The sequence below is a fragment of the Porphyromonas sp. COT-290 OH3588 genome (genome assembly GCF_000769075.1).
In the GTDB taxonomy this organism is placed as follows: domain Bacteria; phylum Bacteroidota; class Bacteroidia; order Bacteroidales; family Porphyromonadaceae; genus Porphyromonas.
The window spans coordinates 77,699-104,505 of the sequence record NZ_JRFC01000033.1 but is presented as its reverse complement, the minus strand read 5'-3'; the positions used below and the strand labels follow the sequence as shown (position 1 = coordinate 104,505).

Genomic DNA, 26,807 nt, shown 5'->3' with positions numbered 1-26,807 from the left:
TGTAATTACTTTTTTTCTTTCACCGACAAGAAGAAAAACAAGAAAAGACGCTCACTTTCCCTCGCAAATCTGTACCTTTGCAAGTGATAATAGTGAGCTTGTCTTTAATAATAGACAAGTTTAAGTATCAAGCTTTTAGGATTATTTATAATTAGAAGATGGATGATTTTGATGGTTTTGTGATTTACTCAAAAAAAGATGAGAGCTTCGTTCCTTATGGAGTTACTTCTAGCAATAGTGAATGCCATGCTATATCAAATTATATTCCATCCTCAGTAAAAGAAGTTCTTGTAGAGATTGAAGATATTCGCTTTTTTAAACATAAGGGTATTGATATCAAAGCTATTTTAAGAGCTTTAATTGTCAATATAATTGTTGGACGTATTGTTCAAGGGGGTAGTACTATTACACAACAGCTTGCGAGAAATTTACTTAAAGATAACAGTAAAACCATCGTCAGAAAACTCAAAGAGTCTACTTTAGCTCTCAAATTAGAAAGAAAGTATTCGAAAGAAGAGATTTTAAATCTGTATTTTAATAATATTTACTTTGGAAAAAATCTTCGTGGTATAAGAACTGCTGGGCTTTATTACTTTCAAAAGGAAGTCAATCAACTATCACACGCTCAGCTTCTTTTCTTAATCACAATCTTAAGAGGACCAAATTTTTATTCTCAGAATCTCGAACAAGCAAAGAGGAGATATTTGTTTATAAGTAAAAAAATGATGTTCATGGATGTCATTTCAAACGGCAGTTATAATAAATTAATAAAAAGTTATCCACAAATACTCTATAATCAATTGGTTGTTGTTAGACCAGCATCACTTCCTTTTATTGTGGAAAGGGTAGACAATAAAACTAAAACGTTATTCTCCAGCATAAATACAGAAATTCAAGCTCTTGTTGCAAAAAATGTAAGGGAATCAAAATACCCGATGTCAATTATTGCTATTAGAAACAAAAAAGTAGTAGCATTCTCAAGTTCTTATGGAACTGATTATGTGTTTACAAACAAAACAAATGTAGGCTCCACATTAAAGCCATTTATATATTGTTTCTTGAGAGAGCAAGGTATTAATAAGTATGAAGTATTTCCATCTACATATAATAATCAGAATTGGAATGTTAGAGAAGCATCTTCCTTTAAAGACAATCTCTCTATAGATGATGCCTTATATTTCTCTAATAACAATGTATTTATTAACGCTTCAGAAAAAGTTGGTATAGAAAAGGTACTTGAATATCTATCAAAACTTTTGAATAAACCTCTTTCTTCATTTACATTGTCAAGTTTATTAGGAGCTACAGAAGATGGAATCTCATTATATGAACTCTGCTCTGTATACTCTACCTTTTTTTCTCAGGATATAAAAGACGGTATAAAATCTGATTGTTTCCAAATTCTTAATGATATCTTCAGAAACAAGCTGGATTTAGATATTAATAATGTTTTTTTAAAGACAGGAACAACCAATAATAATACTGAAAGATTCGCTGTCTTTGGTAATGCGGAACTTACATTTGCAGTTCTAAGGAATGAAAATCCTATTAATGATTACTCTAAAGAGGGAGGATTTATTTATGAAGTTAAGAAAATATTCTCCGATATATTTAATCGGCAGAAAAAATGCACAAGAGAATGGATGTAGTTACTAAAATACAAGAATTAAATCCAGAATTAACTACTCTGGTATTTTCTTCAATTATTGTATTTATTACATGGCTAATAAAGACACTTATAGAAAAACCTATAGAAAATTCTAGAAGCACATTCGTAAAATACTTTGAAAAAAGGATTCAGATTCTTTCTGAACTTAATGCAAATCTTCATTTCATTGCCTACTTCCCCAAAAACACAGAATTCAAAGAAAATCTGCAGAGGATATTACTTGATGGACTTAAATCTGCCTATATAAGCAAAGAAATATTTGACAATATAACAAGAATCGCAATTGATGAAACGACTGACGAGGGTCTAGTATTAAAAATAATTAAAAATATTGAAGAAGAGCTTGAGGCGTTAGTTTCTAAGATTAGGGAAGAAAATAAATTTTATTACAAATACACAGACATAAGACCTGTCAATAGAATACTTAAATTGCTTATGCTGTTTCTGATGTATCTGGTTGCTGCAACAATAATTTTTTCTTTATTTTTAATAGTGGGCTATCTGGTACGAAAAATAATACTGTAAACAATTAAGCTAATGAGCGTTAAAAATGCTTAGTTCGCAATAAAAATTACATGATTCTGAGAGTGAATAGAATTCAAAAGAAATCCTTCTCTTGCAAGATACAGTAAAAGAAAAATAGGAGTTAGATAAAACTCTTTTTCAATGGACTTATATCTACCTTTATCTCCATCTCATACATAAAAATGAATTTTCTGACAACAGAAATGCGGAGATGTATCGCACGGAAGTTACCTAATGAAATACAGCAAAGGTTATTTGAAACTATACAAAAGATAATTTATGGAAGATGTTTATGAAATTCGCATAACCAAGGATGAAAAACGACCATAAAGCATTCCTTTCATCATTAGATTTCTTTTCTACAAAACTTTTAAAAAGAAAGTTACACAAGAATACTCACTTTTCCACACAAAACATTACCTTTGGAAGTAAAATAGTGAGCGTTCTTTGGCTATTCAAAATATTGTATATTAGTGCACCTCGCTCATTTCTAAATCGTTACCTATACGATTTGCATTTTATCGCAGAACCTTGTAATGTAGGCACTTAACCCGAAAATCATATTTTTTGAAGGACTAATTTTTTCGGATCCATGGGTCAATCACTTGGGGCGTGTCCTACAATCCTGCGAGATTGATGGGAAGAAAATCTAAAATTTCCGCTTTACTTAGATAAAAACGCCTCAAACAAGATGCTATCTATGTGCATATTAATATCTTATAAATAAGTCGTTTTAGAGGAGTGTTTTCGATCGTCTAGGGTCAAGTGCCCAAACGAGGTCGAACGCAATCTAGAGCCTCCTAGGGGGCAAATACGAGGTCTGCTGTTTTTTGTCCTCCTTCAAAGCTTTTCTCTCATCAACATTCTGAAATTTGAGCTAAAATATAAATCTCGGCGACCTCTACGTGTCGCTATAAAAAGCTACCTACTCTCCAACATCAACCGACTACTGCAAGAAGAACTATCGGCAATCAAACATTCGCAAAAGATGTTTTCTTCCAATCTTACTTGCTTACTTACTATTTATAAGTAGCTTTGCAGTAAACCGCATAGTAACAGAATAAGTTATGAGGCAGAAATTCACTTTAATCACATTGGGAGTGAAAGACTTTCAAAAGGCATTGGCTTTCTACGAAGGCTTGGGTTGGAAGAAATCCGAACAGAGTCAGGAAGCCTATGCTCTGTTCCCTTTGGGTGGGATAGTTTTGGGATTGTACCCACTGCCGAAACTTGAAGAGGATACAACATTAACGCACCAACAGACAGCCTTTCCAGGCATGACAATCAGTTATAACGCCACTTCGGAGGAAGAAGTCGATGCTGTGATGCAGGAAGTCGAACGGCTAGGAGCGACCATTGTGAAACCTGCTCAGAAAGTGTTTTGGGGTGGTTATAGCGGCTATTTCAAGGATTTGGACGGCTATGTATTCGAGGTAGCCTACAATCCGTTTTGGCAGATTGACCATGAAGGAAATCTTGTTATGTAATTCGTCAGACACAATGACCAAAGAACAGACAGTATTAAGGGATTAACAATAACGAACGCTGCATGAAAATTAAAACTCACAATGTAGACAATACAAAAGTGGCTGAAATTATAACCGACAAATTAATCTTAAGATCTACTGAGGATGGATTAGATTTGTTGGGGAACCTGTACTATCAAGGCTTTAACAAACTCATTATCCATAAAGAGAATATCACACCTGATTTTTTTGACTTAAAAACTAAAATAGCAGGGGATATACTTCAAAAATTCGTGCAATACCAAATGCCTTTGATTATTGTTGGCGATTTTTCCGAATACAACAGCAAGAGCCTTAACGACTTTATTAGTGAATCTAACAAAGGCAAACAAATCAACTTTATCAAAGACTTAAGCAATATCTTGTAATCTTATCCTATTCCCTCTGGCAAGTTTTTCAGACGTTGGCTGGTCTTCTTGTGTATTGTTTCCCCTTACTCTTTACCCTCCCCAATCGTGTGAAGTAGTCCTTTCCCAGTGGCTACCCCTACATTGCTCGGTCTATAATAACACGGCAAAAGGCTCCCATTGTATCGCTTCTTTTTATTTGCCCCTCAAAGAGCAAAGTAGCGCAGTCACGAGGCTTTTTGTACCTTTGTTATATGTGGAGGGCTGTGTAGACAGGTGGCTCTCTCTATGATTTGATAACTAAATACGAAAGTTGATATGATGAATAAGCTATACCATCTGGCGGAGTATCCGCAGCGCCTACGCACACGCTTTGCGCACAAAACCATTATTCGCTACTACGACGCACTCAAATCGGTATGGCTAAGCCTCAATGGCGAAGAAGTTGCCGATAGATGCCTCGATGCTGCCAAGGCGCTAGCACGCGAAGGCATCAAACCCGGCGACAGAGTGGGGATATATTCGCCCAATGCGGTCCATGGCGTGATGGCAGAGTTTGGGCTCTATATGATGCGTGGAGTTTCCGTCCCCCTCTATGCCACCAGCACCCCAGAGCAGGTAGACTTCATCGTGTCGGACGCAGAGCTGAAGCTGATGTTTGTCGGCGAGCAGTTTCAGTACAACAATGCCTTCGAAGTACAGCAGCGCAGCAACACCCTCGAGCGCATCATCATCTTCGACGACAATGTCGTACTACACCCCGAGGACAAGACCTCTATGTACTACGACGAATTCATTCGCCGTGGCGACTCCAAGGCCAACGAAAACAAAGCCAACGTAACCGCCTCGCAGGCCTTATCCAACGATATGGCCCTGATTATATACACCTCAGGAACCTCGGGGAGAAGCAAAGGCGTAGTACTGCGCCATAGCAACTTCATGAAACAGATTGAGGTGCACGAGAAACTCTTCCGCTTCGTCACTCCCAAGGACGTGAGCATGAGTTTCCTGCCCCATAGCCATATCTTCGAGAAGACATGGATGTATTTCTGCCTCTACATGGGTTGCACCACAGCCATTCTCAAAGACCCTAAGCGAATCCTACAAGCACTGCCAGAGATTAAGCCAACGATGATGTGCAACGTGCCTCGCTTCTGGGAGAAGGTGTACGCTGGCGTACAAGACAAAATCAGCCAAGCCTCCCCTCTGCAACAGAAGATCCTGCGGCACGCGATCAGTATCGGCGAGCGATATCAGCTCCATTACTATAACGAAGGTAAGCGGGCTCCTCTACACGTCAGCCTCCTCTACAAGCTCTACAAGAATACACTATTTACCAAGCTCAAACGTGTGCTAGGTTTGCAGCGAGGCCGCTTCTTTCCTGTAGCGGGCGCATCGCTATCGGTAGAGGTCAATCGTTTCTTGCAGTCGGTGAGTATCCCGATCTGCTTCGGCTACGGTCTATCCGAGTCTACGGCTACGGTTAGCTTCTGTCCGCTCCAAGGCTTCAAGATCGACTCCGTGGGCGAGATCCTCGAGCATGTACAGGTACGCATTGATCCTGCAACCAACGAAATTCAGCTCAAGGGGCCAACGATCATCACCGAGTACTACAACAACCCCGAGGCTAACGCCACGAGCTTTACCGCCGACGGCTTCTTCCGCACTGGCGATGCAGGCCGCCTAGAGGGACGTGTGCTTTACTTCACCGAGCGCATCAAAGACCTCTTCAAGACTGCCAATGGCAAGTACATCGCCCCACAGATGCTCGAGGGGCTACTGGCCACAGATCCCATCTTCGAGCAGGTAGCTATCATCGGTGATGGATACAAATTCGTCAGCGCACTGATCTACCCCAACTGGGAGATCCTGCGCAAAGAAGCGAAGGACAGAGGGGTAGACACGGAGCGCAGCGAAGAGGAGCTAGCTAAGGACTATGAAGTGTATCGTCTGATGATGGCGCACATCGAGCATGCCCTAGGCTCTGTAGCTCAGTATGAGAAGATCAAGCACTTTACTCTCCTCTCCACTCCTTTCACTATCGAGAGTGGCGAGCTGACCTCCACTCTCAAAATCAAACGCTCGGTGGTGGCCAAGAAATACGCCGAGCAGATCGCCAAGATGTATGAGGAAGCCAACATACGAACAGTAGAACCACAATAATAAATATGATAACGACAGACCAACTGAATGCCCTGTTGGAGCGCAAGCTTGCGCTGAGGAGGTATCTTTGACGTCGATAACAGACGCATACAACTAGAGGAAGAAGAGCTACGAACTGCCGACCCCAACTTCTGGGAAGACCGCACCCGAGCGGAGGCGCAAATGCGTCTAGTGGGGGAGCTACGGCGCTGGATCGAGGGCTACGACACGGCCGAGCGACTGACCGAGGAGGTTAGGCTCGCCCTAGAGTTCTGCAAAGAAGGCATATCAAGTGAGGAGGAGGTAGACGAAACCTACCGCCAAGCCATTGAGCACTTCGAGGCAATCGAGCTACGCAATATGCTCCGTGCCGAGGAGGACAAACTCGGAGCAGTGCTCAAGATCAACGCTGGCGCAGGTGGTACCGAGAGCCAAGACTGGGCGGAGATGCTGGCACGCATGTACCGCCGCTGGGCAGACAAACAAGGCTACCAAGCCACCATCACCAACTGGCAGGACGGTGACGAGGCAGGCATCAAAACTATGACGATGCAGATAGAGGGTGACCAAGCCTATGGCTTCCTCAAAAGCGAGAACGGCGTACACCGCCTCGTGCGTGTATCACCCTACAATGCTCAAGGCAAGCGTATGACGAGCTTCGCCTCAGTCTTCGTCGTACCACTAGTGGACGACTCTATCGAGATCGAGGTCAATCCCGCCAATCTAAGCTGGGACACTTTCCGCTCGAGCGGAGCTGGTGGGCAGAACGTCAATAAGGTAGAGACTGGCGTGCGCCTACACTACCTCTATCGTGACCCCGACACTGGTCAGGAAGAAGAGATCATCATCGAGAATACCGAGAGCCGCTCGCAGACAGACAACCGAGAGAACGCTCTGCGCCTCCTACGCTCCCAGCTCTACGACAAAGAACTGGAGAAGCGACGCCGAGCACAGGCCGAGGTCGAGGCAGGGAAAAAGAAGATTGAGTGGGGGGCGCAGATCCGCAGCTATGTCTTCGACGACAGGCGTGTCAAAGATCACCGCACGAACCACCAGACCAGCAACGTCAATGCGGTCATGGACGGTGATATCGATGACTTCATCAAGGCCTACCTAATGATGTTTGCCGAGAAGCCCGAGTAAAGCTCAACCAACGTAGAGCCTAGCAACGATAAGCCAAGGGGCAGCGTCTAGCCTACCAGCTGGACGCTGCCCCTTGGCTGTGTCATCTATGCGACACACTCAATATCTTGAAATTAGCTACCTTTGCAACCTCAAACAAAAGCCCTCCCTACTCCGACTTTTGGCGAGGGTCAAAACACTTTATCCGCAGTGGGTGTTGTAATTGGGAGTGAATATAACTTAACGGTAAATAAAAGTTCATGCAAGAGAACGATAATATTATAGACGAGGTAACCTCAGGCGAATACAAGTACGGGTTCACCACCGATATAGACACCGAGACCATAGGCAAAGGACTCACAGAGGATACCATTCGCCTCATCTCGGCCAAGAAGGAAGAGCCCGAATGGCTACTACAATATAGACTAGATGCATTCAAGGTTTGGCAGGCGATGCCTATGCCCGATTGGGCGCAGCTCAATATCCCTGCTATCGACTATCAGGATATCATCTATTACGCCGCTCCTAAGAAAAAGGACGGCCCCAAGAGCCTCGACGAAGTAGACCCAGAGCTACTCAAAACATTCGAGAAGCTCGGCATTCCGCTACACGAACAGAAGATCCTAAGTGGTATCGCTGTAGATGCCGTGATGGACTCTGTTTCGGTTAAGACGACATTTAAGGAAAAGCTCGCCGAGAAGGGGATTATTTTCTGCTCCTTCAGCGAGGCAGTTAAGGAACACCCCGAGCTCGTACGTCAGTACCTAGGTACGGTAGTGCCCGTGAAGGACAATTTCTTCGCTGCGCTCAACTCCGCAGTCTTCAGCGACGGGTCTTTCGTCTATATCCCCAAGGGTGTTCGCTGCCCTATGGAGCTATCCACATACTTCCGTATCAACGCGATCAATACGGGTCAGTTCGAGCGCACGCTCATCGTAGCCGACGAGGGTGCTTACGTGAGCTATCTGGAGGGCTGTACCGCCCCACAGCGCGACGAGAACCAGCTACACGCAGCTATCGTAGAGATCATCGCCGAGACAGATGCCGAGGTCAAATACTCTACTGTGCAGAACTGGTACCCCGGCGACAAGGAAGGCAAGGGTGGTATCTACAACTTCGTAACCAAGCGTGGTATCTGCCGTGGCGACCGCTCCAAGATCAGCTGGACTCAAGTAGAGACCGGTTCGGCTATCACATGGAAGTACCCCAGCTGTGTGCTCAAGGGAGACGACTCGGTGGGCGAGTTCTACTCAGTGGCTGTCACCAACAACCATCAGCAGGCCGACACAGGCACCAAGATGATACACCTAGGTAAGAATACCCGTAGCCGCATCGTATCCAAAGGTATTAGCGCAGGACATAGCCAAAATAGCTACCGTGGTCTGGTGCAAGTGGGTAAGAACGCTACTGGCGCACGCAACCACTCGCAGTGCGATAGCCTACTACTCGGTAGTCTCTGCGGAGCTCATACCTTCCCATACGTACAAGTGGACAACGACACAGCCATCATCGAGCACGAGGCCACGACCAGCAAGATCAGCGAAGACCAGATCTTCTACTGCCAGCAGCGTGGTATCGGTGTGGAGGAAGCCGTAGGACTCATCGTCAATGGCTACGCAAAGGAAGTAATGAATAAGCTACCGATGGAGTTTGCCGTAGAAGCTCAGAAGCTACTGAGCATCTCGCTAGAGGGTTCTGTCGGCTAATCGAATAAATCAAAGTAACAGACTGCGATATGTTTGCGCTACAAAGATTGATCTCTAGGCGAATAAGCTATCTGCTCGTGTGCCTGCTTGGCTGCGTAAGCCTGCTCGCTCAGAGTCCACAGGCACCAGACCCAGTCCTACAGATGCCTATCCTCAAGCCTAGCAAACCTAGACGAGTGTGGTCACTCTCTGCATCAATTGGGGCGAGCAACCTTACCGCTGTCAAGAGAAACACCGAGGTACGTAGGCACGGCTGGGAAGAGGTTGGGAACATCGGAGCGGAAGTATTCCTCCCACGTACCAACATATCTATCTTTGGTAATCTAATGGGCGAGTCGCTTGACGTCTGGGATCTCGACTACAAGGTCGGGGGGCTAGAGCTGGGTGCTAGGTACTATATGCGCCCAGCACGTATCATCTCTCCCTATGTGGGCCTATCGGGGATATGGACCTTCGAACACTCCGGTAGGGTCGGAGATATGTCTAATAGCAGCAATGGCATAAGCTGGATCCAAACTAGCGATCTATCGAGAATCAGCCTCTCGCCTTCGATAGGCTTAGACCTTAAAGTGTTTTCATTCCTCTCCCTAACAGCGGAATACAATCCACGCTTGCCTATCGGCTCATCGTTACGCTTCCTCGGCACAGAGCCAAGCTCACTAAGTAGCATATCCCTTAGAACAAATGGTTTGAGGCACAGTATTATGCTAGGTGTCAAAGTCAATTTCCTAGACAGTAAGGAGATCAACGAAGGAGTAATTACTCTTTTCGATTGGCTGTACTACATCTTCGGCGAAAGAACAACGAGATATTAAATAAACATCAACATATAAAATGCTTAGAATAGAAAATCTGCAAGCCAACATCGGCGATAAAGAAATACTCAAGGGCATCAACCTAGAGGTTAAGCCCGGCGAGATCCACGCCATCATGGGTCCCAATGGCTCTGGTAAGAGCACGCTATCCTCTGTACTTGTGGGTCACCCTGCCTATGAAGTGACGGGTGGCTCCGTGAGCTTCGAGGGCGAAGATATCCTAGAGCTCGAGCCAGAGGAGCGTGCTCATCGTGGACTCTTCCTCAGCTTCCAGTACCCAGTAGAGATCCCCGGGGTAAGTATGGTAAACTTTATGCGTGCGGCCGTAAACGAGCATCGCAAGGCCACTGGTCAGGAGCCTATCTCTGCTAGCGACTTCCTCAAGCTGATGAAGGAGAAGCGTGCACTCGTGGAGCTAGACAATAAGCTCGCCAGCCGCTCGGTGAACGAAGGATTCTCTGGCGGTGAGAAGAAGCGCAACGAGATCTTCCAGATGGCTATGCTAGAGCCTAAGCTCGCTATCCTGGACGAAACGGATAGCGGTCTAGACATCGACGCTCTACGTGTCGTAGCCAATGGGGTAAACGCTCTACGCAGCCCAGAGCGTAGCACGATTGTCATCACGCACTACCAAAGACTACTCGACTACATCAAGCCTGACTTCGTACACGTGCTCTACAACGGACGCATCGTGCGTAGCGGGGGACCCGAGCTAGCTCTGCTACTCGAGGAAAAGGGTTATGACTGGATCAAGGACGAAGTGGGAGAATAAGCCGATGGGACAGTTAGAAACACAGCTCGCAGCGCTCGCCCAGACTGCAGACTTATGCCCCTGCAGGCAGGTAGCACTACAGAGATTTAGGCGGATCGGCTTGCCCGCATACCACTCCGAGGCTTATCAGCGCACAGACCTCTCGGCGATGCTCGAGGGAAAATGGACGATTACAGAGGGGAGCTACCAACACAATATCGAGGAGCTACAACTCCCCGAGGGTGCTTACATAGGGCCGCTAAGTGGCTTCAAGGGCAATCTGCCTAAGATCTACTCCACCGACGAAGACCCACTACAAGCACTTATTGAGGGCTTAGACGATCACGCTTTCTTGGTCTATCTACCCAAGAGAGCTAAGCTCGCCCAACCGCTCAACTACACTTATCTACTAGAGCAAGCCCCCGCTGGGGCGATGTTGCTCAGTCGCTTCATCATCATCGTAGAGGACGAGGCGGAGGTAGAGATCGTGGGTTATGACCGCAATCGCTCGGCCAATAGGAGTGTGAGTCTACAGAGTACAGAGATCTATGTGGGTCGTGCTGCCAAGCTCAGCCTTACAGACATCGAAGACAGTTCTGCTGCAGCCCAGCGCATCAGCACACTTCATCTGCATCAAGAAGGAGAGAGTGTAGCAAATCTCAACTTCATCTCCCTGCACTCTGGCAAAACACGCAACAACTACTACTGCGACCTTGCAGGCGAATATGCCTCACTATCGCTCGGTGGTATCGTGATCGCTTCGGACGATGAACACGTAGATAACAGTTCTTATATCGCTCACTCAGTACCTCACTGCACGAGCAATGAGCTATTCAAGTACGTACTATCCGACCGTAGCTATGGGATCTTCACTGGCCGTATTCTCGTGGCGCAAGATGCCCAAAAGACGCAGGCCTATCAGAACAATCGAAACCTACTCCTCAGCAGCGAGGCACGCATGCAGGCTAAGCCCCAGCTAGAGATCTATGCCGATGACGTGAAGTGCAGCCACGGTATGACTACTGGTCAGCTCAGCGAGAGCGCACTCTTCTATATGCGTCAGCGTGGTATCTCCAAGGACGAAGCCAAGCGACTACTAAGTATCGCCTTCGCCGAAGACGTACTCCAGCTGATCGAGCGTGAAGAGCTGCGTGACAGCCTCCGAGAGCAGGTCGCCAGCCGCTTCACATTCTAGGCAAAGAAGAGCCGCAGATAAGCCGTTAATATCTATCCAGCCCACCAGTCCCGACAAATCTTTGGGACGAGTGGGCTGGATATTTGCATTTAATTCGTAGCTTTGTAGCGACAAATAACCCAAACGTGGAGAGATTTGAGCTGCTTGCAACCACGAGAAAAAATGCTAAATCGTAGTAACTACTTCTATTGAACTAACCCATCGGTAGTCCTTGCCCTAGAGATTTGTAGTTATTTCCCCTTTAGCTTTCCACTCTACTTGCACCGCTTCACTCAGTGATCCCGTATGGGCATATCAGATATATCAACAATAAAAACTGAGATAATATGAAGTATCTATTTACCTCCGAGAGCGTATCGGAGGGACACCCCGACAAACTGGCGGATCAGATTTCTGATGCCGTCCTAGACCAATTCATGGCTCTAGACCCAGAGAGCAAAGTAGCCTGCGAAACACTCGTAACCACTGGGCAGGTTGTGCTGGCTGGCGAAATTAAGAGCGAGGCTTACGTAGATGTACAGACTACGGCACGTGATGTTATTCGCCGAGTTGGCTATACCAAGAGTGAGTACTGCTTCGACGCCAATAGCTGTGGCATTCTCTCTGCCCTACACGAGCAGAGTGCAGATATCAACCGTGGAGTAGATCGTGCCGATAGAGAAAATCAGGGCGCTGGCGACCAAGGTCTGATGTTTGGCTATGCCTGTCGCGAAACACCGAACTATATGCCTCTACCCATTGACCTAAGCCATGCCCTGCTACTTGAGCTGGCAAAGATCCGCAAGGAGGAGCTTCACCTAATGCCTTACCTACGCCCAGATGCCAAGAGCCAAGTAACGGTAGAGTACGACGAGGCACACCAGCCCGTGCGCATCGACACCATTGTCATCAGCACCCAACACGACGACTTCATCAAGCCCGCCAATGATAGCCTCGAGGCTATTGCCGAGGCAGACCTAGCGATGCAAGCACGCATCAAAGCCGATGTAGAGCAAATTCTTCTGCCTCGTGTTAAGGTTAATTATGGCATAGAGGTAAGTAAGCTATTCGACTCAAACCTCAAACTACATGTCAATCCCACTGGCAAGTTCGTCATCGGTGGCCCTCACGGCGACACAGGTCTGACCGGGCGCAAGATCATCGTAGACACGTATGGCGGCAGAGCCTCTCATGGCGGTGGTGCATTCTCGGGCAAGGACCCTAGCAAGGTAGATCGCTCGGCAGCATACGCTGCTCGTCATATCGCTAAAAATATGGTAGCAGCCGGTGTAGCAGACGAGATGCTCGTACAGCTCTCGTACGCCATCGGGGTAGCCCAACCTATTAATATCTATGTAGATACCAAGGGTAGTGGAAAGATCGGGCTGAGCGATGCCGAGATTGCCGATCGCATCGCTGCTCTCTTTGACCTACGCCCCTACGCCATCGAGCAGCGCCTCAAGCTCCGCCAACCGATGTACGAAGAAACCGCGGCATACGGCCACTTCGGTCGTGAGCCACGTGTCGTAACCAAGCACTTCCCAACCTATCATCGTGGCACACTGGAGTGCGAGGTAGAGCTCTTCACATGGGAAAGGCTCGACTACGTGGAGCAGATCAAAGCTGCCTTTGGCCTATAAGAGCCACGGGCTAAGCTAATAAAAGGGAAACCGGTTGTAGATCAAATACAAATCTACAACCGGTTATTTCCTTCTTACTCCCTAGAAGCTCCTACAGCAACTTCTGCAGTGTAGGAGGATAGTCTAGCTCTAGTCCTCTAAGAGTCTCTAGGCTACTAAGTCCAGCTTCCGTCAGTTGGCACACCACCTGACGACGGTCTACGCTCCCAGCCGTGCGTTTGATAAGATTACGACGCTCTAGGCTGGCAAGTAACTTGGATGTGTGCGCAGGCAAGAAGCCCGTCAGACGAGAAACTTCTGTAGAAAGTCTACTATCTGAACCTAAAGCACAGAGAAGAATAGCCTCATTGAGATCTACTCCTACTTGCTCGATTAGTTGGTCTTCTAGCTGCCTCAACCCAAGAAATAGGTCGCGCATTAAACAGATTGTCTGAATCTTTTCCATAATTTTACCGAAACAAAATTATATAAAAAGATTTATATTGGCTTGATTAGCACGTTGCATATATGTAGCCACACCTCCTATCGTCACCTTTGGTAGGAGCTCCTCACGACTAATACCCATCACATCCATCGACATCTGACAGGCGATAAACTCGACACCTGCTGCTATGGCTTGATCACGTAGAGCCTCCAGTGAATCAACGCCTTTCGCCCTCATCACACGGCGCATCATCCACGAGCCAATCCCCCCCATATTCATCTTGCTTAATGCCAATCCTGTGCTGTCTTTGGGTAGCATAAAGCCAAACATCTTGCCCCAAATATCTTTTTTAGGTGGTACAATACCGCCCCGTTTTACGGCATTAAGGCCCCAAAATGTAAAGAATATGGTTACTTTTTCTCCCGTAGCAGCCGCTCCGTTGGCTAAAACGAAAGTAGCTAGAGCCTTGTCCAAGTCATCGCTAAAGAGAATGAAGGTCTTACCCTGTGGCTGAGCAGATGAAGAACATGAGGCTTCGGACGCAGCTGTACGATCGGCCTTCTCGATAGTCACATAGTAGTCACCTCTATCTCCCCCACCCTCTACGAAGCGGTTACCCGTAGTCTGGCACCATGCCTCGGCATCACGCACAAATCCGGGGTCGGTAGCAACGAGGCGTAGGCGGTCGCCCACCTCCAACTCCTGCACGGCCTTGGCAAGGGTAACGATTGGTCCCGGGCAACATAGACCACGAGCATCAATCTCTACACAAGGCTTATCGCTCTGAGTAGTGTGGCAGGAGGCAGCAGCAGAGGCTAACTCTCTTGGTCGTGCAGGTGCATTGTAGTCGGCAGTGGCTGCACTCCATAGTTTGAAGCCTCCCACCAAATTACGCACATCGGCGAAACCTCTCTGGCGTAAGATATTCGACGCCAAATACCCCCTAAGACCTACTGCACAATATACGTATATGGGACGCATAGGGTCTAGTCTATCGAGTAAGCCACGTAGCTCGTCCACGGGTAGATTGATCGCCCCCGGGATATGCCCCAGCTGATACTCGGCAGGGGTACGCACATCGACGAGCGTTGCCTGACCTAGATCCTCGGGATTTAGATCACGCCAGTAGAGGGGCTTGACCTTGCCCGAGATAATGTTGGAGGCAACATAGCCGACCAAAGCTACGGGATCCTTGGCTGAAGCAAAGGGCGGAGCGTAGGCCTGCTCCGTCTTGACCAAGTCGGCGACAGTACCTGAGTTTTTGATTAGTTGAGCAATTGAGTCAATACGCTTATCTACCCCCTCTATCCCTACGGCCTGAGCGCCATAGATACGACCAGTCTTGGGGTCGAAAGTAAGCTTAAGTGTGAGCTGATGAGCTCCAGGGTAATAGGTCGCATGGCTAGAGGGATGAATAGTGGCCGACTGATAGGGTAGACCAGCTTGCTTGAGCGCCTTAGCTGGTAGGCCCGTGGCAGCCACCGTGATGTCAAAAACTTTGGCAATAGATGTGCCGATAGATCCCTCGTATGGCTCCGAGCTACCCGTCACCATAGCATCGGCTACTAGACGAGCTTGTCGATTGGCTGGCCCTGCTAGGTAGTTGAGCCAAGGCTGACCAGTAATAGGGTGCGGATACTCAATAGCATCGCCAACGGCATAGACATCTGCCGCCGAAGTCTGGAAGTGCGCATCGACCTTGATCCCACCTCGCTCACCAAGTGCTATACCAGCCTTAGTGGCCAGCTCCGTTCGGGGACGAACGCCAATAGAGAGCAGCAGAATATCTGCCTCTAGTAGCTCGCCAGTAGACAGGCGAAGCGAGAGTGCACCAGAGGCCGTAGAGGCAATCTGCTCCAACCCCTGCCCTAGGTACAGCCCTACCCCATGCTCACGCAGATGGGCATGTACGAAGCTGGCCATAGAGAAGTCTATTGGAGCCATAACCTGAGGAGCAAGCTCCACGACGCTTACCTGCATCCCCTGCTCATGCAAGTTCTCTGCCATCTCTAGGCCGATAAATCCACCACCCACGATCACAGCCCTACGGGGCTTATGCTCATTGACAAAAGTTTTGATGCGGTCGGTGTCCTCTACCGTACGCATCGTGAATACCCCGGGCAGATCAGCCCCCTCTATCTTGGGGACAATAGGCATCGCCCCGGGAGATAGCAATAGCTTGTCATAGCTCTCACGATAGATAGAGCCATCGGCACGTCGTATCTCTACGGTATGCTCATCGGGATACACCGCCGTGACGGTCTGCTGTGTGCGGACATCGAGAGCAAAGCGTACACCGAAGCTCTCTGGGGTCTGCACAAATAGTTTACTACGATCCTTGATGGTGCCACCTATATAATATGGTAGACCACAGTTGGCGTAGGAGATATAGGCACTACTCTCTATGAGCACAATCTCCGCATGCTCGTCAAGACGCCTCATACGGGCGGCCGCAGTAGCACCACCAGCTACACCACCTACGATCAGATACTTAGACATAGTTTCTTTTTATTGAGTATGATAAATTTTGATTTGTTGTCGCTATTGCAAACGAGCTCTATATCCCAATAACTATCCTTCTCTCTATTTTGTTTTCATAGGATATGATAATATTTCCATTGGATGCGTATGACAGATAGATAGCCATACTTGACTAGAAATGGTCGGACAATCGGTACGGGTGTTCCTCTACAAATGGTAGATTGGAGCAGAGCCCTGATGAAGCTCTGTGTGTAGATGCCTAAAAACTGACCTACGCCAAAGACAAAGGACTAGAAGTGGATCTGTACCACCTCTAGTCCTATACTTGGGGATCTGTGGAGTATAGCGGACTCGAACCGCTCACCTCGACACTGCCAGTGTCGCGCTCTAGCCAGATGAGCTAATACCCCTTGGTCTGATTTGCACTGCAAAGGTACATAATATTTTCAATTGATCGTATCTTTGTGTAGATTTTTTTGAGGAGTTGCGACCAAATACTGCGCCATAGTAGAGGCGCACCTATATAGAACAGTCATGATACAAATCGTTTACAACACGACATTCGTCATAGAGGAGAGGATCAAAGATGATTTTCTCCGCTTCGTCAAAGAGGTTTACATTCCCGGCACTCTAGCCCATGGTATCCTCGCCGATGCACGCCTGATGCGTGTTGTCACCGCCCCAAGCGACGAGCCTACTCTAAGCTATGCCTTACAGTTCGTCGCCTCTAGCCAGAGCGAGCTATCGACCTATCTGGCAGACCAAGGACGCATCTACCCAGAGCAGCTCCTTCGCCAGTTCGGCCAGTCAGTCGTAGGCTTTACCACTCTGATGGAGCTTGAGCAGCTCTAGAGGCGGATGAGAGGCGAGCGCATCATTCTCGGTATAGACCCCGGTACCATCATCATGGGTTACGGGCTGATCCGTGTCCTCGGCAACAAGGCCGAGCTACTAGCCATGGGGGTAATCCATCTAGACAAAATGGAGAACCACTATATGCGCCTCAAGCGCATCTTCGATCGTATCTCTGGGCTAATCGAGGAGTTCAATCCCGACGAGCTAGCGATCGAGGCTCCATTCTTCGGCAAGAATGTGCAGAGTATGCTCAAGCTCGGTCGTGCACAAGGCGTAGCTATGGCGGCGGCTCTCAAGTATGACATCCCCATTACCGAGTATGTCCCTATGCGCATCAAGCAAGCCATTACGGGCAATGGCAATGCCTCCAAAGAGCAGGTAGCAGGCATGCTACAGCGCTACCTCAAAATCCCCCCAAGCTCCATGCCCAAGGAACTGGACGCCACCGACGGACTAGCAGCTGCCCTCTGCCACCACTTCTTAACCTCCTCGCCTATGGCGAGCGCCTCTAGCTCTGCCACTAAAAACTGGTCGGACTTTGTCCGCCAAAACCCCGAACGCATACAAGGCCTTAGACCTAAAAAGTAATCCTCCTAGCTCCAACAGGGCGATAGCGGTGTATCATACAAGCCCGAGGGATATGCGTCCAATTGAGTCTAGCATCTCCACACCCTCCGTGTAGAGTACCAAAAGAGCCTCGCTAGTTATAGGCACAATCTTCATCTTTTTTGTCAAGATCTGTAAATGAGTTAGCCTAAGATTTTGAAGAATAATAGACACATTCCTAAAGAGCAATCAAACTTTTTAAGAAATCGAAGGACTGATCCTCTTGGGTTGATGGATCAATCCGTGGAGATATGTCCACTGATCGGGGAGAATTGATGGGAAGGAAAGTCAAGAGCAAGGCGAAAAAGCTCTACAAACGCCCAGAATACCAACACAAGCATCTAGACATCAAGGATTTATAAAATACTCGTTTTAGACGACAATTTTCATTGGCCTAGGGTAAAGTGCCTAAGCGAAGCTGAACGCAACCTAGAGGCTTGTAGAGGGCAAATACGAGGTCTGGTATATTTACGCCCAAGGGCTCAAAAATCGGCCAATCAACACACCTAAAAGTAAATGAATGTATAAATCTTATTGCCGCCACAAGGAGCACATCACAGCCATTTCTAGAGTATTTGCCAATAGCTTATAAATAAAGGAAGTGCTGCTGAAATATTCTGTTTTCTTAATTATATGGCGGGATTATGGCTGTTCGATTCGCCTTCGATGGGAGAATTTATCTAAAAACGTGGTTTCGTTAGGTGTGTATTTCTAAAATTATCGCTAATTTTGCATAAGTTGATAAGTGTTTGTATGAGATTTGATGATTTTGACCTAGAGTACGAGGTGCTCGATGGGCTAGAAGCGATGAACTTCTCCGAGGCTACCCCGATACAGGAGGCCACAATCCCCTTGCTTCTTGAGGGGCATGATATGATTGCGTGTGCCCAAACTGGCACAGGCAAGACGGCAGCCTATCTGCTCCCTATCATCAATAAACTGAGCCGAGGGGAGTGTGTCGCAGACAAGGTTAATGCAGTCATTATGGCTCCGACCAGAGAGCTGGCCATACAGATCGAGCAACAGATAGAGGGCTTCGCCTACTTCCTACCTATTTCGTCCGTGGCAATCTATGGAGGGACAGACGGCATTACCTTCGAGCAGCAGCGCAGAGGGCTGAGCCTTGGTGCCGACATCGTTATCGCCACTCCCGGGCGATTGATCTCACTCATCAACCTGCAACACGCAGATCTCTCCAGCGTTTCGTACTTTGTCCTCGACGAGGCAGACCGCATGCTGGATATGGGCTTTATGGACGACATCAAACAGATCCACCAGTGCCTACCTGCGACCTGCCAGACAGTGATGTTCTCTGCGACGATGCCTCCCAAAATCAAGCAGCTAGCCAAAACAATACTGCGTAACCCACGCGAGGTAGAGCTGGCCATCAGCCGCCCACCGGAGAGCATACTCCAGTCGGCTTATATCTGCTACGATGCTCAGAAAATTGAGATTTTGGCCTCCCTCTTCGCCACCACCAAGCCCAAGCGTAGCATCATCTTCTCATCGAGCAAACAGCGTGTCAAGGAGCTGACCCAGCGTATCCGCTCTATGGGCATCAATGTAGCGGAGATGCACTCGGACCTAGAGCAAGCCAAACGAGAGCAGGTCATGCGTGAGTTTAAGAACGGAGCTATAGACCTACTGATCGCTACCGACATCGTCGCCCGTGGGATTGACATTGATAATATACGTATGGTCATCAACTTCGATATTCCCCACGACCCAGAGGACTATGTACACCGCATCGGGCGTACAGCACGAGGGGGCAATGACGAGGGCTTGGCCATTACCTTCGTTGGAGAGCGAGAGCAGCCCGAGTTCGCCAAAATAGAACACTTCTTGGGTAAACCCATCTACAAGCTAAGCATTCCAGAGCATCTAGGCTCAGGGCCTGAGTATCGCCCCGAACACAAGAGTAGAGGACGAGGGCACAACCGCTCGGACAAGCGGACCTCTGGCAAACGCCGAGAGCAGTCCAAGGGACGAGGCGCCAAGCCTCAGGGCTCTACTAGCCCTACGAGCGAGGGCAAACGACACCAGCGCCCGGGGCGTCGCCACAAATAAGATTCAATCAAAATATTAAAGAACCAGATACAACATAATGTTTCATTAGGTAAAACGCCTTATCGTTATGGATCAAGAACTTCTCAAAGAATTAGCTCAGGGCGGCAAAGCGGCCCAGATCAAACGGCAGATCATCTCTCACTTCATCGAGAACGGTCCGGCCACTATTACAGAACTGGCTAAGGTGCTTAGCCTAAGCGTACCTACGGTAACCAAGTTTATCGGGGATTTGATCAGCAGCCGCTGCATCAAAGACTACGGCAAGCTCGAGACACACGGAGGGCGCTATCCACTACTCTACGGCCTCGACCCCGAGGCTGGCTACTTCGTGGGGGTCGATGTCAAACATAGCTACATCAACATCGGCATCATCGACTTCGTCGGCGAGATGAAGAAGACCTACTACGATATCCCCTATCAGCTCAATAGCACGCCCGAGAGCTTGGACGAGCTATGCCAAACCATTCTCGACTTCATTGGGCAGTCTGGGCTCAACAAGCGTGATATCCTCAACGTCAATATCAACCTGCCGGGACGCATCAACCCCGAGACAGGCTTCAGCTACACGTTCTTCAACTTCACAATGGACTATCCGCTCGCAGACCAAATCTCCAAGCGGATCGGCCTGAGCGTATCTATCGACAATGATACACGAGGTATGGCCTATGGTGAGTACACGCAGGGCTGCGCCAGCGGCAAGGACTGCCAGAATGTCCTCTATATCAACGTTAGCTGGGGGATTGGGCTAGGCATTATCCTAGGAGGTAAGGTCTATCTCGGCAAGTCTGGCTTCAGCGGAGAGTTTGGCCACATCAGCAACTACGAGAATCAGATCCTCTGCCACTGTGGCAAGAAGGGGTGTCTAGAAACGGAAGTCAGCGGACAGGCCATGCACCGAATGCTACTCGAGCGCATCAGAGAGGGACAGAGCTCTATCCTCTCACAGAGAGTGCTCAGCCGTGAACCTATCACAATGAATGACATCATACAAGCGGCAATACAAGAAGATATCCTCTGCTTGGAGATCTTGAGCGATATAGGCACCAAGCTCGGCAAACAAATTGCCAGTCTAATCAACATCTTCAACCCAGAACTAGTGATCATCGGCGGATCGCTCAGCCTAACGGGAGAATACCTCACTCAGGCTGTGCAAACGGTCGTGCGTATGTATTCGCTCAATCTAGTTAATAAGGATACTGAGATTGTAACGGCAATTCTTGGAGAGAAGGCAGGTGTAGTGGGGGCTTGTATGCTCGCCCGCAGCCGTCGCTTCTCATAGATCTCTAGCATAACCTCTGGGTACACTAGTTGCCCGAGGGTATATAAGTTAAGGGGCTGTGGCAAAATATAAATTTTGCCACAGCCCCTTTTTAAGGTGTTTCAGAATGCGCAAAATGCAAGGCGCTAAGACTGAGGCTAAAGGGAACCCGAATGTCGCAAGCAACACTGCAGTTTGTGCATTATGCCACACCGACATTGCACATTACTTATAGTCGATAGTTGATGCCGATTGATAGGCTGATGAGGTCTGGGTAACCCGGGATTAGGCTAACGACTGCATCAAGGCGTTGGTTGATTTGGTAGCGGTAGTCAAACTCACCTCCATACCAGAGGAATAAATACTGGAAGCAATCACCCTTCGCCCCCTTGAAGAGCTTCTGATCCTTGTAGCCTTCTAGCTCTAGCCAGTTTCGACGGAAGATCAATGTAGGGCCTAGTCCTCCATAGAGGCTATGCTGCCCTACTTTGAACACCCGTCCTCTAAGGCCTATATGAATAAATCCACCTAGACGAGCCGCACAGTCTGAGTAGAGAGCTAAGGCCAGCTTGGAGGTAAAAATATCCCGATAGATAGCCTTTTCGTAGGAGAGGATCGCACCTAGATTCTGCACTAGATAGGCTTGAGGATCTAGTCTAAGAGGCATAATCGCTGCATTCTCTGCCTCGGAGTGTGGGTGAATACTTAGGCCAAACAAACGGAGCCCAACATTGTCTTGACCTCGAGCGATCGTCAGGGAAAAGAGAAAACAGATAGCGATCAAGCTAGAGCGTAGCATAGGATAGAACAGATAAACTAGTCAAAGGTAGAGACAATCAGATAGAATAACACGCACGTAAAACATAAATTTCACTTAGTTTATCAATATGGTTATTCACTTAATCTATCAATATAATTAGTTAGTTTTATCGTTTCATTATATCAATTTGACTTTCTTTGTCGAAGCATTGTATTATTCAAAGTATTCACCATAAACAAATCAAGTGAAGGTTATGAAGAGATTTCACACCTACTTGTGGCTGATAGCGATATTAATCCTATCACCACTGGCCCTAGATGCTCAGCAAGGGCAAGACCCGGGGGAGAACACCAACCCCGAGCTACTCAAGGACGAATTCCTATATGAGTTTAATGGCGATAAGCCAACGAAATGGACCGTTGTAGGTCAAAGCTCCCAGCTATCGGGGCGCGATACATACAACTCCAATACGGGACATGCCGTACGGATCCAGACAACAGATGCTCTAGGGCTACTCGAGCAGATCATTGACCTAACCAGCGACTACAAGACAGGCGATGAGTTCGAGGGCCTACTACACTACTCTGTTGAGCTTGGGTCCAAAGAAGAGGGCGCACTTCGCTTGGCAATGAAGTGGCTAGACGCTTCGGGCAAGGAGATTACAACCGAGAGCGAAAAGAAGTTCATCAACAACGATAAGCTCTGGTTCTCACATATGCGCAGCTGGGGTACTCTGCGCTTCCGTGCAAGACTCCCAGAGGGTGCTAAGCGCTTCCGCTTTGCTATCGAAGTTAATAAGCAGAGCAACATTCGCCTAGACGACTTTAGCTTCCGTAAGCAGGACAACCCTACTCCATTCGTGAGCGTACTGCCTCAGGTCACTCGCTTCATTGAGGTAGAGGTTGGCAAGAGTCTGACGCAAAACTATGTTGTGCAGAGCTACAATCAGCAGACAGCACGCAAGATTGAGCTGACGGAGGGGATCCCTTTCTCAACAAACCTTGAGCAAATTGGCAGTGGTAGTCATGTGGTAGATCTTGCCATTACCTGCAAGCCAACGACAGCAGGCAAAGTACCTCGTGGCAGTCAACACTCACAAGCGAGCATCGACAATGGTGCTGGTCAGAAAATCAACATCCCTCTACAAGTCTACTCAATCGACCCCAAGAATCCACCCAGCGTTACGGTCAAGCCACAGCCTATTGCAGACTTTGTCTACAACCTAGGCGCTCCGGGCAACGTATCCCAAGAGATCGAATTAGACTTCGAGAATATGATTGACGAGGTCAAGATAGCTATCGAACCATCGGGGCAAGGCTTCACGATCAACCGGACCAACGTTCCTTACTTTGAAAAGGAATTTCCTAATCTCAACCTACATATTGGCGTCAATGACACCAAAGTTAATATCGGGTTCAGAAGCTCCAAGGTAGGTACTACGGAGGCGCATCTCGTGATTTCATCTCCTATGTTCCAAACTAAGCGCATTCCTCTCAAGGGTATCGTGAAGCAAGGCGAGGCTGGCTGGCGCGAGAAATTCTCCAAGCGAAAGTTCCCCAATGCAAGCAACACACGCTACTCCGATATGGAGGCACTGGGCTACTACTGGTTCGACAAAGGCATCTGGACGATGCGCAACAACTCGATCTACGACGGCGAGACTCAAGAAATCTTCTTCTACGGCGATGCAGCAGAGCTACGCTACGAAGGCGGCTTCTCCGATGGGTTAATCTACAGCGAGGACTTCCCCAATGGTATCGCTTCTATCAAGGTTAAGGCTGGCGCATACGCAGCAGACAATGCTATGCTAGCACTTGAAGTAAGCTACGACCATGGAGGATCTTGGCAACGTGTCGGCGAACCTAAAGCCGTCAAAGCAGACAAGGAGCAGACCTACACTGTCAATTCGCACCAACCTACAACCTTCCGCCTCGTACGTACGAACTCAGGTTCTGCCGAGGGCGTATTCTCCATCACCGAAGTTGGCATCGAGCCATCACCCGCAAGCGGACGCCTCACGCACAGCTCCCTTGTTGATCTAGTAGACTTCTCCAAAGACAAAGCACAAGCACGCCTCGTGGAGAGCTTCGACAACGAGTTACACCATGGTGCTCTCTCTATCGACGGCTGGCGTAACCTCGCTTTCGCAGGCAATCGCCCTTGGGTATCGTATCAGCAGCGCATGCAAGACTCTGGCACACTCAACGACGAAGATGTAGCCAAGGTAACACTCTACAAGGCTACTCCTCAAGGAGAGCAAGAGCTAACGGCATTCCTCGTATCCCCTCTGCTGAGCTACGAAGAGGCGAAGACGAAGGAACTAACATTCCGCCTATTCAAGCAAACGGCTCTCGAGCAAGATAAATTCTTCGTCTACATAGCACCAGTGCAGGGTGGTAAAATTGGTCAGGTACTACTCCTGCCTATCGAACAGATTACCCCCGGAGGCAAACTCAACGAACGTGTCTGGTACGACTACTTGCTCAAGCTCAACGAATACGAAGGCTTGGACAACCTAAAGGAGTTTGTCGTCATCTTCGCACTCCAATCTCCACTGGGAGCGAACGAAACGAGCACCGTATATCTGCTCGATGACTTCAGTTGGGGCCGGGAGGACAACGCCGTAATCAGCGTGGACAAGAAGCTCCTAGCTTTCTTTGAGCTGCAATCTAGCCCTCTCGATCTAGAGGTAACGACAAAGAACGCACGTGAGAGCGTACGCACGATGATGATATCGGCCAATAATAGCCCACAGGTCTTCAAGCTAGATAAGCCCACTCTACCTGCCACAGGTGGTACGTTATCGGTATCTATTGACCGTCAAAAGCTAGCAAGTAAGCCTCGTGACTACGGTACACGCCTATTCCTCTCTACACGTGGAGGACAGAACCTAGAAGTGCGACTCTTCGCTACGCCCAAAACGGAGCAGCAAATCCTACCGACGGAAGAGGTCAAGCCCAACGCCTACACCTATCGCCGAGGCAATGAAGTGGTAGTATCGGCTCCTAGCTTACTTCTAGCCGAGGCATATAGCCTTTCTGGCCAACTGATATCTGCAGCTCATGGCCCAGCAGATGAGCTCGTACTGAATGTATCCGCACAGACGCAGCGCATCGTCCTACGCCTAACCTACACAGATGGCTCTAAGCAGACCATAAAACTGTAATACTAACGTAGAGCAATCCGCCCAACAATAGCCTAGGGGCTATGGAGGAACGTGTATTCCTCCATAGCCCCTAAACTATTTTCGTCACTAGCCATCATCTATTCTAGCCTCAAATCCACTGACATCTGACAAACCACATACAGGCCTTCCGCCAACATATGTACCTTAGATCAAGAGTAGACCGCCCCAATACGCCTCAAACTATGCCATTACCTAAGCTACAATCAGGATCGGGTCAAAGACACGTAAGATAAATAGGGGACAAAAGGGTAACATAAATTCCCCATAAATCATCATTCTAGACCCGTTCACTTTAGCATCAGAAGTATGGCAACCGCTTGATTGACACCTAAAAACACAAAAAAAGCGTTACTGTATAGTAACGCTTTCGTGGTACCACCAGGAATCGAACCGGGGACACACGGATTTTCAGTCCGTTGCTCTACCAACTGAGCTATGGTACCTTAGTTTTTGAAAAGCGGAAGCGACGAGATTCGAACTCGTGGTACGGTTGCCCGTACGGCAGTTTAGCAAACTGCTGGTTTCAGCCACTCACCCACACTTCCGATCAAGGGCTTGCCTTAACTTTTCGATTGCAAAGGTACAACATTTTCTCAAACCTCCAAATCTTTCTTGATATTTCTGATGCACTTCTCGGGCTATCACACACACTCCTCTGCTCTCCCCTGCCTAATAACACCACATTCTATCCTAGTTACCAGCAGGTTAGTCGCGACACTCCTAATTTACCCCCATCATCGGCAAAAATAACTTTTACGCCTCGTGCATACCCACAACTAAACTCAAGTCACGCACGACAACTTGGCTAGCGAATAGCCAAGCGCAGAGATACCCAAAAAAGGCAAAAGGCCGCAGTGAGCATACGAGCTCGCTGCAACCTCTTGCCAGTCTGTGTGGAGATGCGGGGGGTTGAACCCCGGTCCAAACACGGAACTAATTTGCTTTCTACATGTTTAGTTTCTCTTGAGATTTTCGAGAGTCAGGTGCGGCAGAAACGACCAGCCAAACTCCTTATCCCCTAAATCTGACTCACGACAGAGGGCATCTCGTGAGCGATTCCCGAATTTCCGGCACCACTATAACCAGCTCGCCTCGGGACGGGGGCTCTCTGAGTGATGTCTTGTCGCCGCATCCATGCAGCGATTAAGCGGTTAGTCTACTATACTTCGACTACGCAGCAAGAGCGTAATTGTTTTCGCCAACTAAATTGTTCGATGTCCGAGATTATAGTGCTGGGCACCCACGCACTACATGCTTACAAACCACTTCGTCGCGCTGTCAAAGCCAATTCATCCCCATAGTTTGCAGGCGCAAAGTTACTCATTTCTGCACATCTTAGCAAATGCGACGTCCCTTACTTCCCTAATAAGCAGCATCTAGCATCTGTGACACTAGGGGAAGCGGAGCCAAACTACCCCACTCGTTTGTCTACTTTTTAGTTAAGGAGTGTTAAGGACATAGTAAGGAGTTTGATGGAATCATGCAATACTTCGTAAAGGCGAATGGTCTGACTGGACGAAATTGATGGGCTGATTGATTCGAATCGTAGGACTACCCTCCTCCGATGTATCCACTAATCCGAAAGGATTGATGGGAAGAAATGCTCCCCAAAGCGCTAGTACCACACTAGAACTCCCCAAAAATCAAGATAAAAACCTGAAAAACAACCTAATACATAATCAGCTTTTTAGGCAACTATTCTCACTCGCCTAGAGCGGAGTGCGGAAAGAACAAAGCACGCAATCTGGAGCC

The 26,807-nt window shown here is 48.1% G+C and carries 19 protein-coding genes, 3 tRNA genes and 1 other RNA gene; 16 read left to right on the top strand and 7 right to left on the bottom strand.

Annotation, left to right across the window (positions count from 1 at the left end; translation table 11 throughout):
- Window positions 1-158 precede the first annotated feature (158 nt).
- The 11 genes from HQ48_RS07465 (at window position 159) to metK (ending at window position 13,417) form a co-directional block, all read left to right on the top strand.
- A complete protein-coding gene (locus tag HQ48_RS07465; RefSeq protein ID WP_044232871.1) occupies window positions 159-1,649 on the top strand; it encodes a transglycosylase domain-containing protein in 1,491 nt (496 codons plus the stop codon).
- Window positions 1,640-2,194, top strand: a complete 555-nt coding sequence (locus tag HQ48_RS07460; RefSeq protein ID WP_152568347.1) for a hypothetical protein — start codon at window positions 1,640-1,642, stop codon at window positions 2,192-2,194. The genes HQ48_RS07465 and HQ48_RS07460 overlap by 10 nt, the downstream gene beginning before the upstream one ends.
- Before the next feature lie 1,067 nt (window positions 2,195-3,261).
- Window positions 3,262-3,681 (top strand): VOC family protein, encoded by a 420-nt coding sequence (locus HQ48_RS07455; RefSeq protein WP_044188919.1) that lies wholly within the window; start codon window positions 3,262-3,264, stop codon window positions 3,679-3,681.
- A 62-nt stretch (window positions 3,682-3,743) separates the two neighbouring features.
- Complete coding sequence (locus HQ48_RS07450) at window positions 3,744-4,088, top strand: DUF4180 domain-containing protein (RefSeq protein WP_044232868.1); 345 nt, start codon at window positions 3,744-3,746, stop codon at window positions 4,086-4,088.
- A 300-nt stretch (window positions 4,089-4,388) separates the two neighbouring features.
- Window positions 4,389-6,230, top strand: coding sequence for a long-chain fatty acid--CoA ligase (locus HQ48_RS07445; RefSeq protein WP_369794305.1), 1,842 nt, complete (start codon window positions 4,389-4,391; stop codon window positions 6,228-6,230).
- A 5-nt stretch (window positions 6,231-6,235) separates the two neighbouring features.
- Window positions 6,236-7,352 (top strand): peptide chain release factor 2 gene (gene prfB, locus HQ48_RS07440; RefSeq protein ID WP_152568346.1). Its coding sequence is split into 2 segments (ribosomal slippage): window positions 6,236-6,298 and window positions 6,300-7,352, totalling 1,116 coding nucleotides; the frame shifts between segments, so codons are not numbered across the junction.
- 239 nt (window positions 7,353-7,591) lie between these two features.
- On the top strand, window positions 7,592-9,037 hold the full coding sequence (gene sufB, locus HQ48_RS07435) for a Fe-S cluster assembly protein SufB (protein ID WP_044232864.1): 1,446 nt from the start codon (window positions 7,592-7,594) through the stop codon (window positions 9,035-9,037).
- Window positions 9,038-9,066: 29 nt separating this feature from the next.
- Window positions 9,067-9,852 carry an autotransporter outer membrane beta-barrel domain-containing protein gene (locus tag HQ48_RS07430; protein ID WP_044232863.1) on the top strand — a complete coding sequence of 262 codons (786 nt, stop codon included), beginning with the start codon at window positions 9,067-9,069 and terminating at the stop codon, window positions 9,850-9,852.
- Window positions 9,853-9,871: 19 nt separating this feature from the next.
- The gene (gene sufC / locus HQ48_RS07425) at window positions 9,872-10,624 is read left to right on the top strand and encodes a Fe-S cluster assembly ATPase SufC (protein ID WP_044188899.1); all 753 of its coding nucleotides are present in this window, start codon (window positions 9,872-9,874) and stop codon (window positions 10,622-10,624) included.
- A 4-nt stretch (window positions 10,625-10,628) separates the two neighbouring features.
- On the top strand, window positions 10,629-11,798 hold the full coding sequence (sufD, locus tag HQ48_RS07420; protein ID WP_044232862.1) for a Fe-S cluster assembly protein SufD: 1,170 nt from the start codon (window positions 10,629-10,631) through the stop codon (window positions 11,796-11,798).
- A 326-nt stretch (window positions 11,799-12,124) separates the two neighbouring features.
- Entirely contained in the window at window positions 12,125-13,417 is a 1,293-nt protein-coding gene (gene metK, locus HQ48_RS07415; RefSeq protein WP_044232861.1) for a methionine adenosyltransferase, read from the top strand.
- Window positions 13,418-13,508: 91 nt separating this feature from the next.
- Here the strand turns inward: metK and HQ48_RS07410 are convergent, their stop codons facing one another.
- The 3 genes from HQ48_RS07410 to HQ48_RS07400 form a co-directional block, all read right to left on the bottom strand.
- On the bottom strand, window positions 13,509-13,862 hold the full coding sequence (locus HQ48_RS07410) for a MarR family winged helix-turn-helix transcriptional regulator (protein WP_081964766.1): 354 nt from the start codon (window positions 13,860-13,862) through the stop codon (window positions 13,509-13,511).
- Between the two features lie 18 nt (window positions 13,863-13,880).
- Window positions 13,881-16,340, bottom strand: a complete 2,460-nt coding sequence (locus HQ48_RS07405; protein ID WP_044232859.1) for an FAD-dependent oxidoreductase — start codon at window positions 16,338-16,340, stop codon at window positions 13,881-13,883.
- A 318-nt stretch (window positions 16,341-16,658) separates the two neighbouring features.
- Window positions 16,659-16,732, bottom strand: a tRNA-Ala gene (locus HQ48_RS07400).
- 124 nt (window positions 16,733-16,856) lie between these two features.
- On the opposite strand from HQ48_RS07400, the gene HQ48_RS07395 reads away from it, so the two are divergent.
- From HQ48_RS07395 to HQ48_RS07380, 4 genes are all read left to right on the top strand, one after another.
- Complete coding sequence (locus HQ48_RS07395) at window positions 16,857-17,174, top strand: DUF4286 family protein (protein ID WP_044188886.1); 318 nt, start codon at window positions 16,857-16,859, stop codon at window positions 17,172-17,174.
- 6 nt (window positions 17,175-17,180) lie between these two features.
- Window positions 17,181-17,765 carry a crossover junction endodeoxyribonuclease RuvC gene (gene ruvC, locus HQ48_RS07390; RefSeq protein WP_044232858.1) on the top strand — a complete coding sequence of 195 codons (585 nt, stop codon included), beginning with the start codon at window positions 17,181-17,183 and terminating at the stop codon, window positions 17,763-17,765.
- A gap of 771 nt (window positions 17,766-18,536) precedes the next feature.
- Complete coding sequence (locus HQ48_RS07385; RefSeq protein WP_044232857.1) at window positions 18,537-19,850, top strand: DEAD/DEAH box helicase; 1,314 nt, start codon at window positions 18,537-18,539, stop codon at window positions 19,848-19,850.
- 67 nt (window positions 19,851-19,917) lie between these two features.
- Complete coding sequence (locus HQ48_RS07380; RefSeq protein ID WP_044189279.1) at window positions 19,918-21,129, top strand: ROK family transcriptional regulator; 1,212 nt, start codon at window positions 19,918-19,920, stop codon at window positions 21,127-21,129.
- 208 nt (window positions 21,130-21,337) lie between these two features.
- On the opposite strand, the gene HQ48_RS07375 is transcribed toward HQ48_RS07380, so the two are convergent.
- The gene (locus HQ48_RS07375; protein WP_052409020.1) at window positions 21,338-21,907 is read right to left on the bottom strand and encodes a hypothetical protein; all 570 of its coding nucleotides are present in this window, start codon (window positions 21,905-21,907) and stop codon (window positions 21,338-21,340) included.
- A gap of 214 nt (window positions 21,908-22,121) precedes the next feature.
- Between HQ48_RS07375 and HQ48_RS07370 the strand changes: the two genes are divergently transcribed.
- The gene (locus tag HQ48_RS07370) at window positions 22,122-25,034 is read left to right on the top strand and encodes a hypothetical protein (RefSeq protein WP_044232856.1); all 2,913 of its coding nucleotides are present in this window, start codon (window positions 22,122-22,124) and stop codon (window positions 25,032-25,034) included.
- A 391-nt stretch (window positions 25,035-25,425) separates the two neighbouring features.
- Here the strand turns inward: HQ48_RS07370 and HQ48_RS07365 are convergent.
- The 3 genes from HQ48_RS07365 to ssrA form a co-directional block, all read right to left on the bottom strand.
- A tRNA-Phe gene (locus tag HQ48_RS07365) sits at window positions 25,426-25,498 on the bottom strand.
- 15 nt (window positions 25,499-25,513) lie between these two features.
- Window positions 25,514-25,600, bottom strand: a tRNA-Ser gene (locus HQ48_RS07360).
- A 346-nt stretch (window positions 25,601-25,946) separates the two neighbouring features.
- Window positions 25,947-26,352: a transfer-messenger RNA gene (ssrA, locus tag HQ48_RS09230) on the bottom strand.
- Window positions 26,353-26,807: the final 455 nt, after the last annotated feature.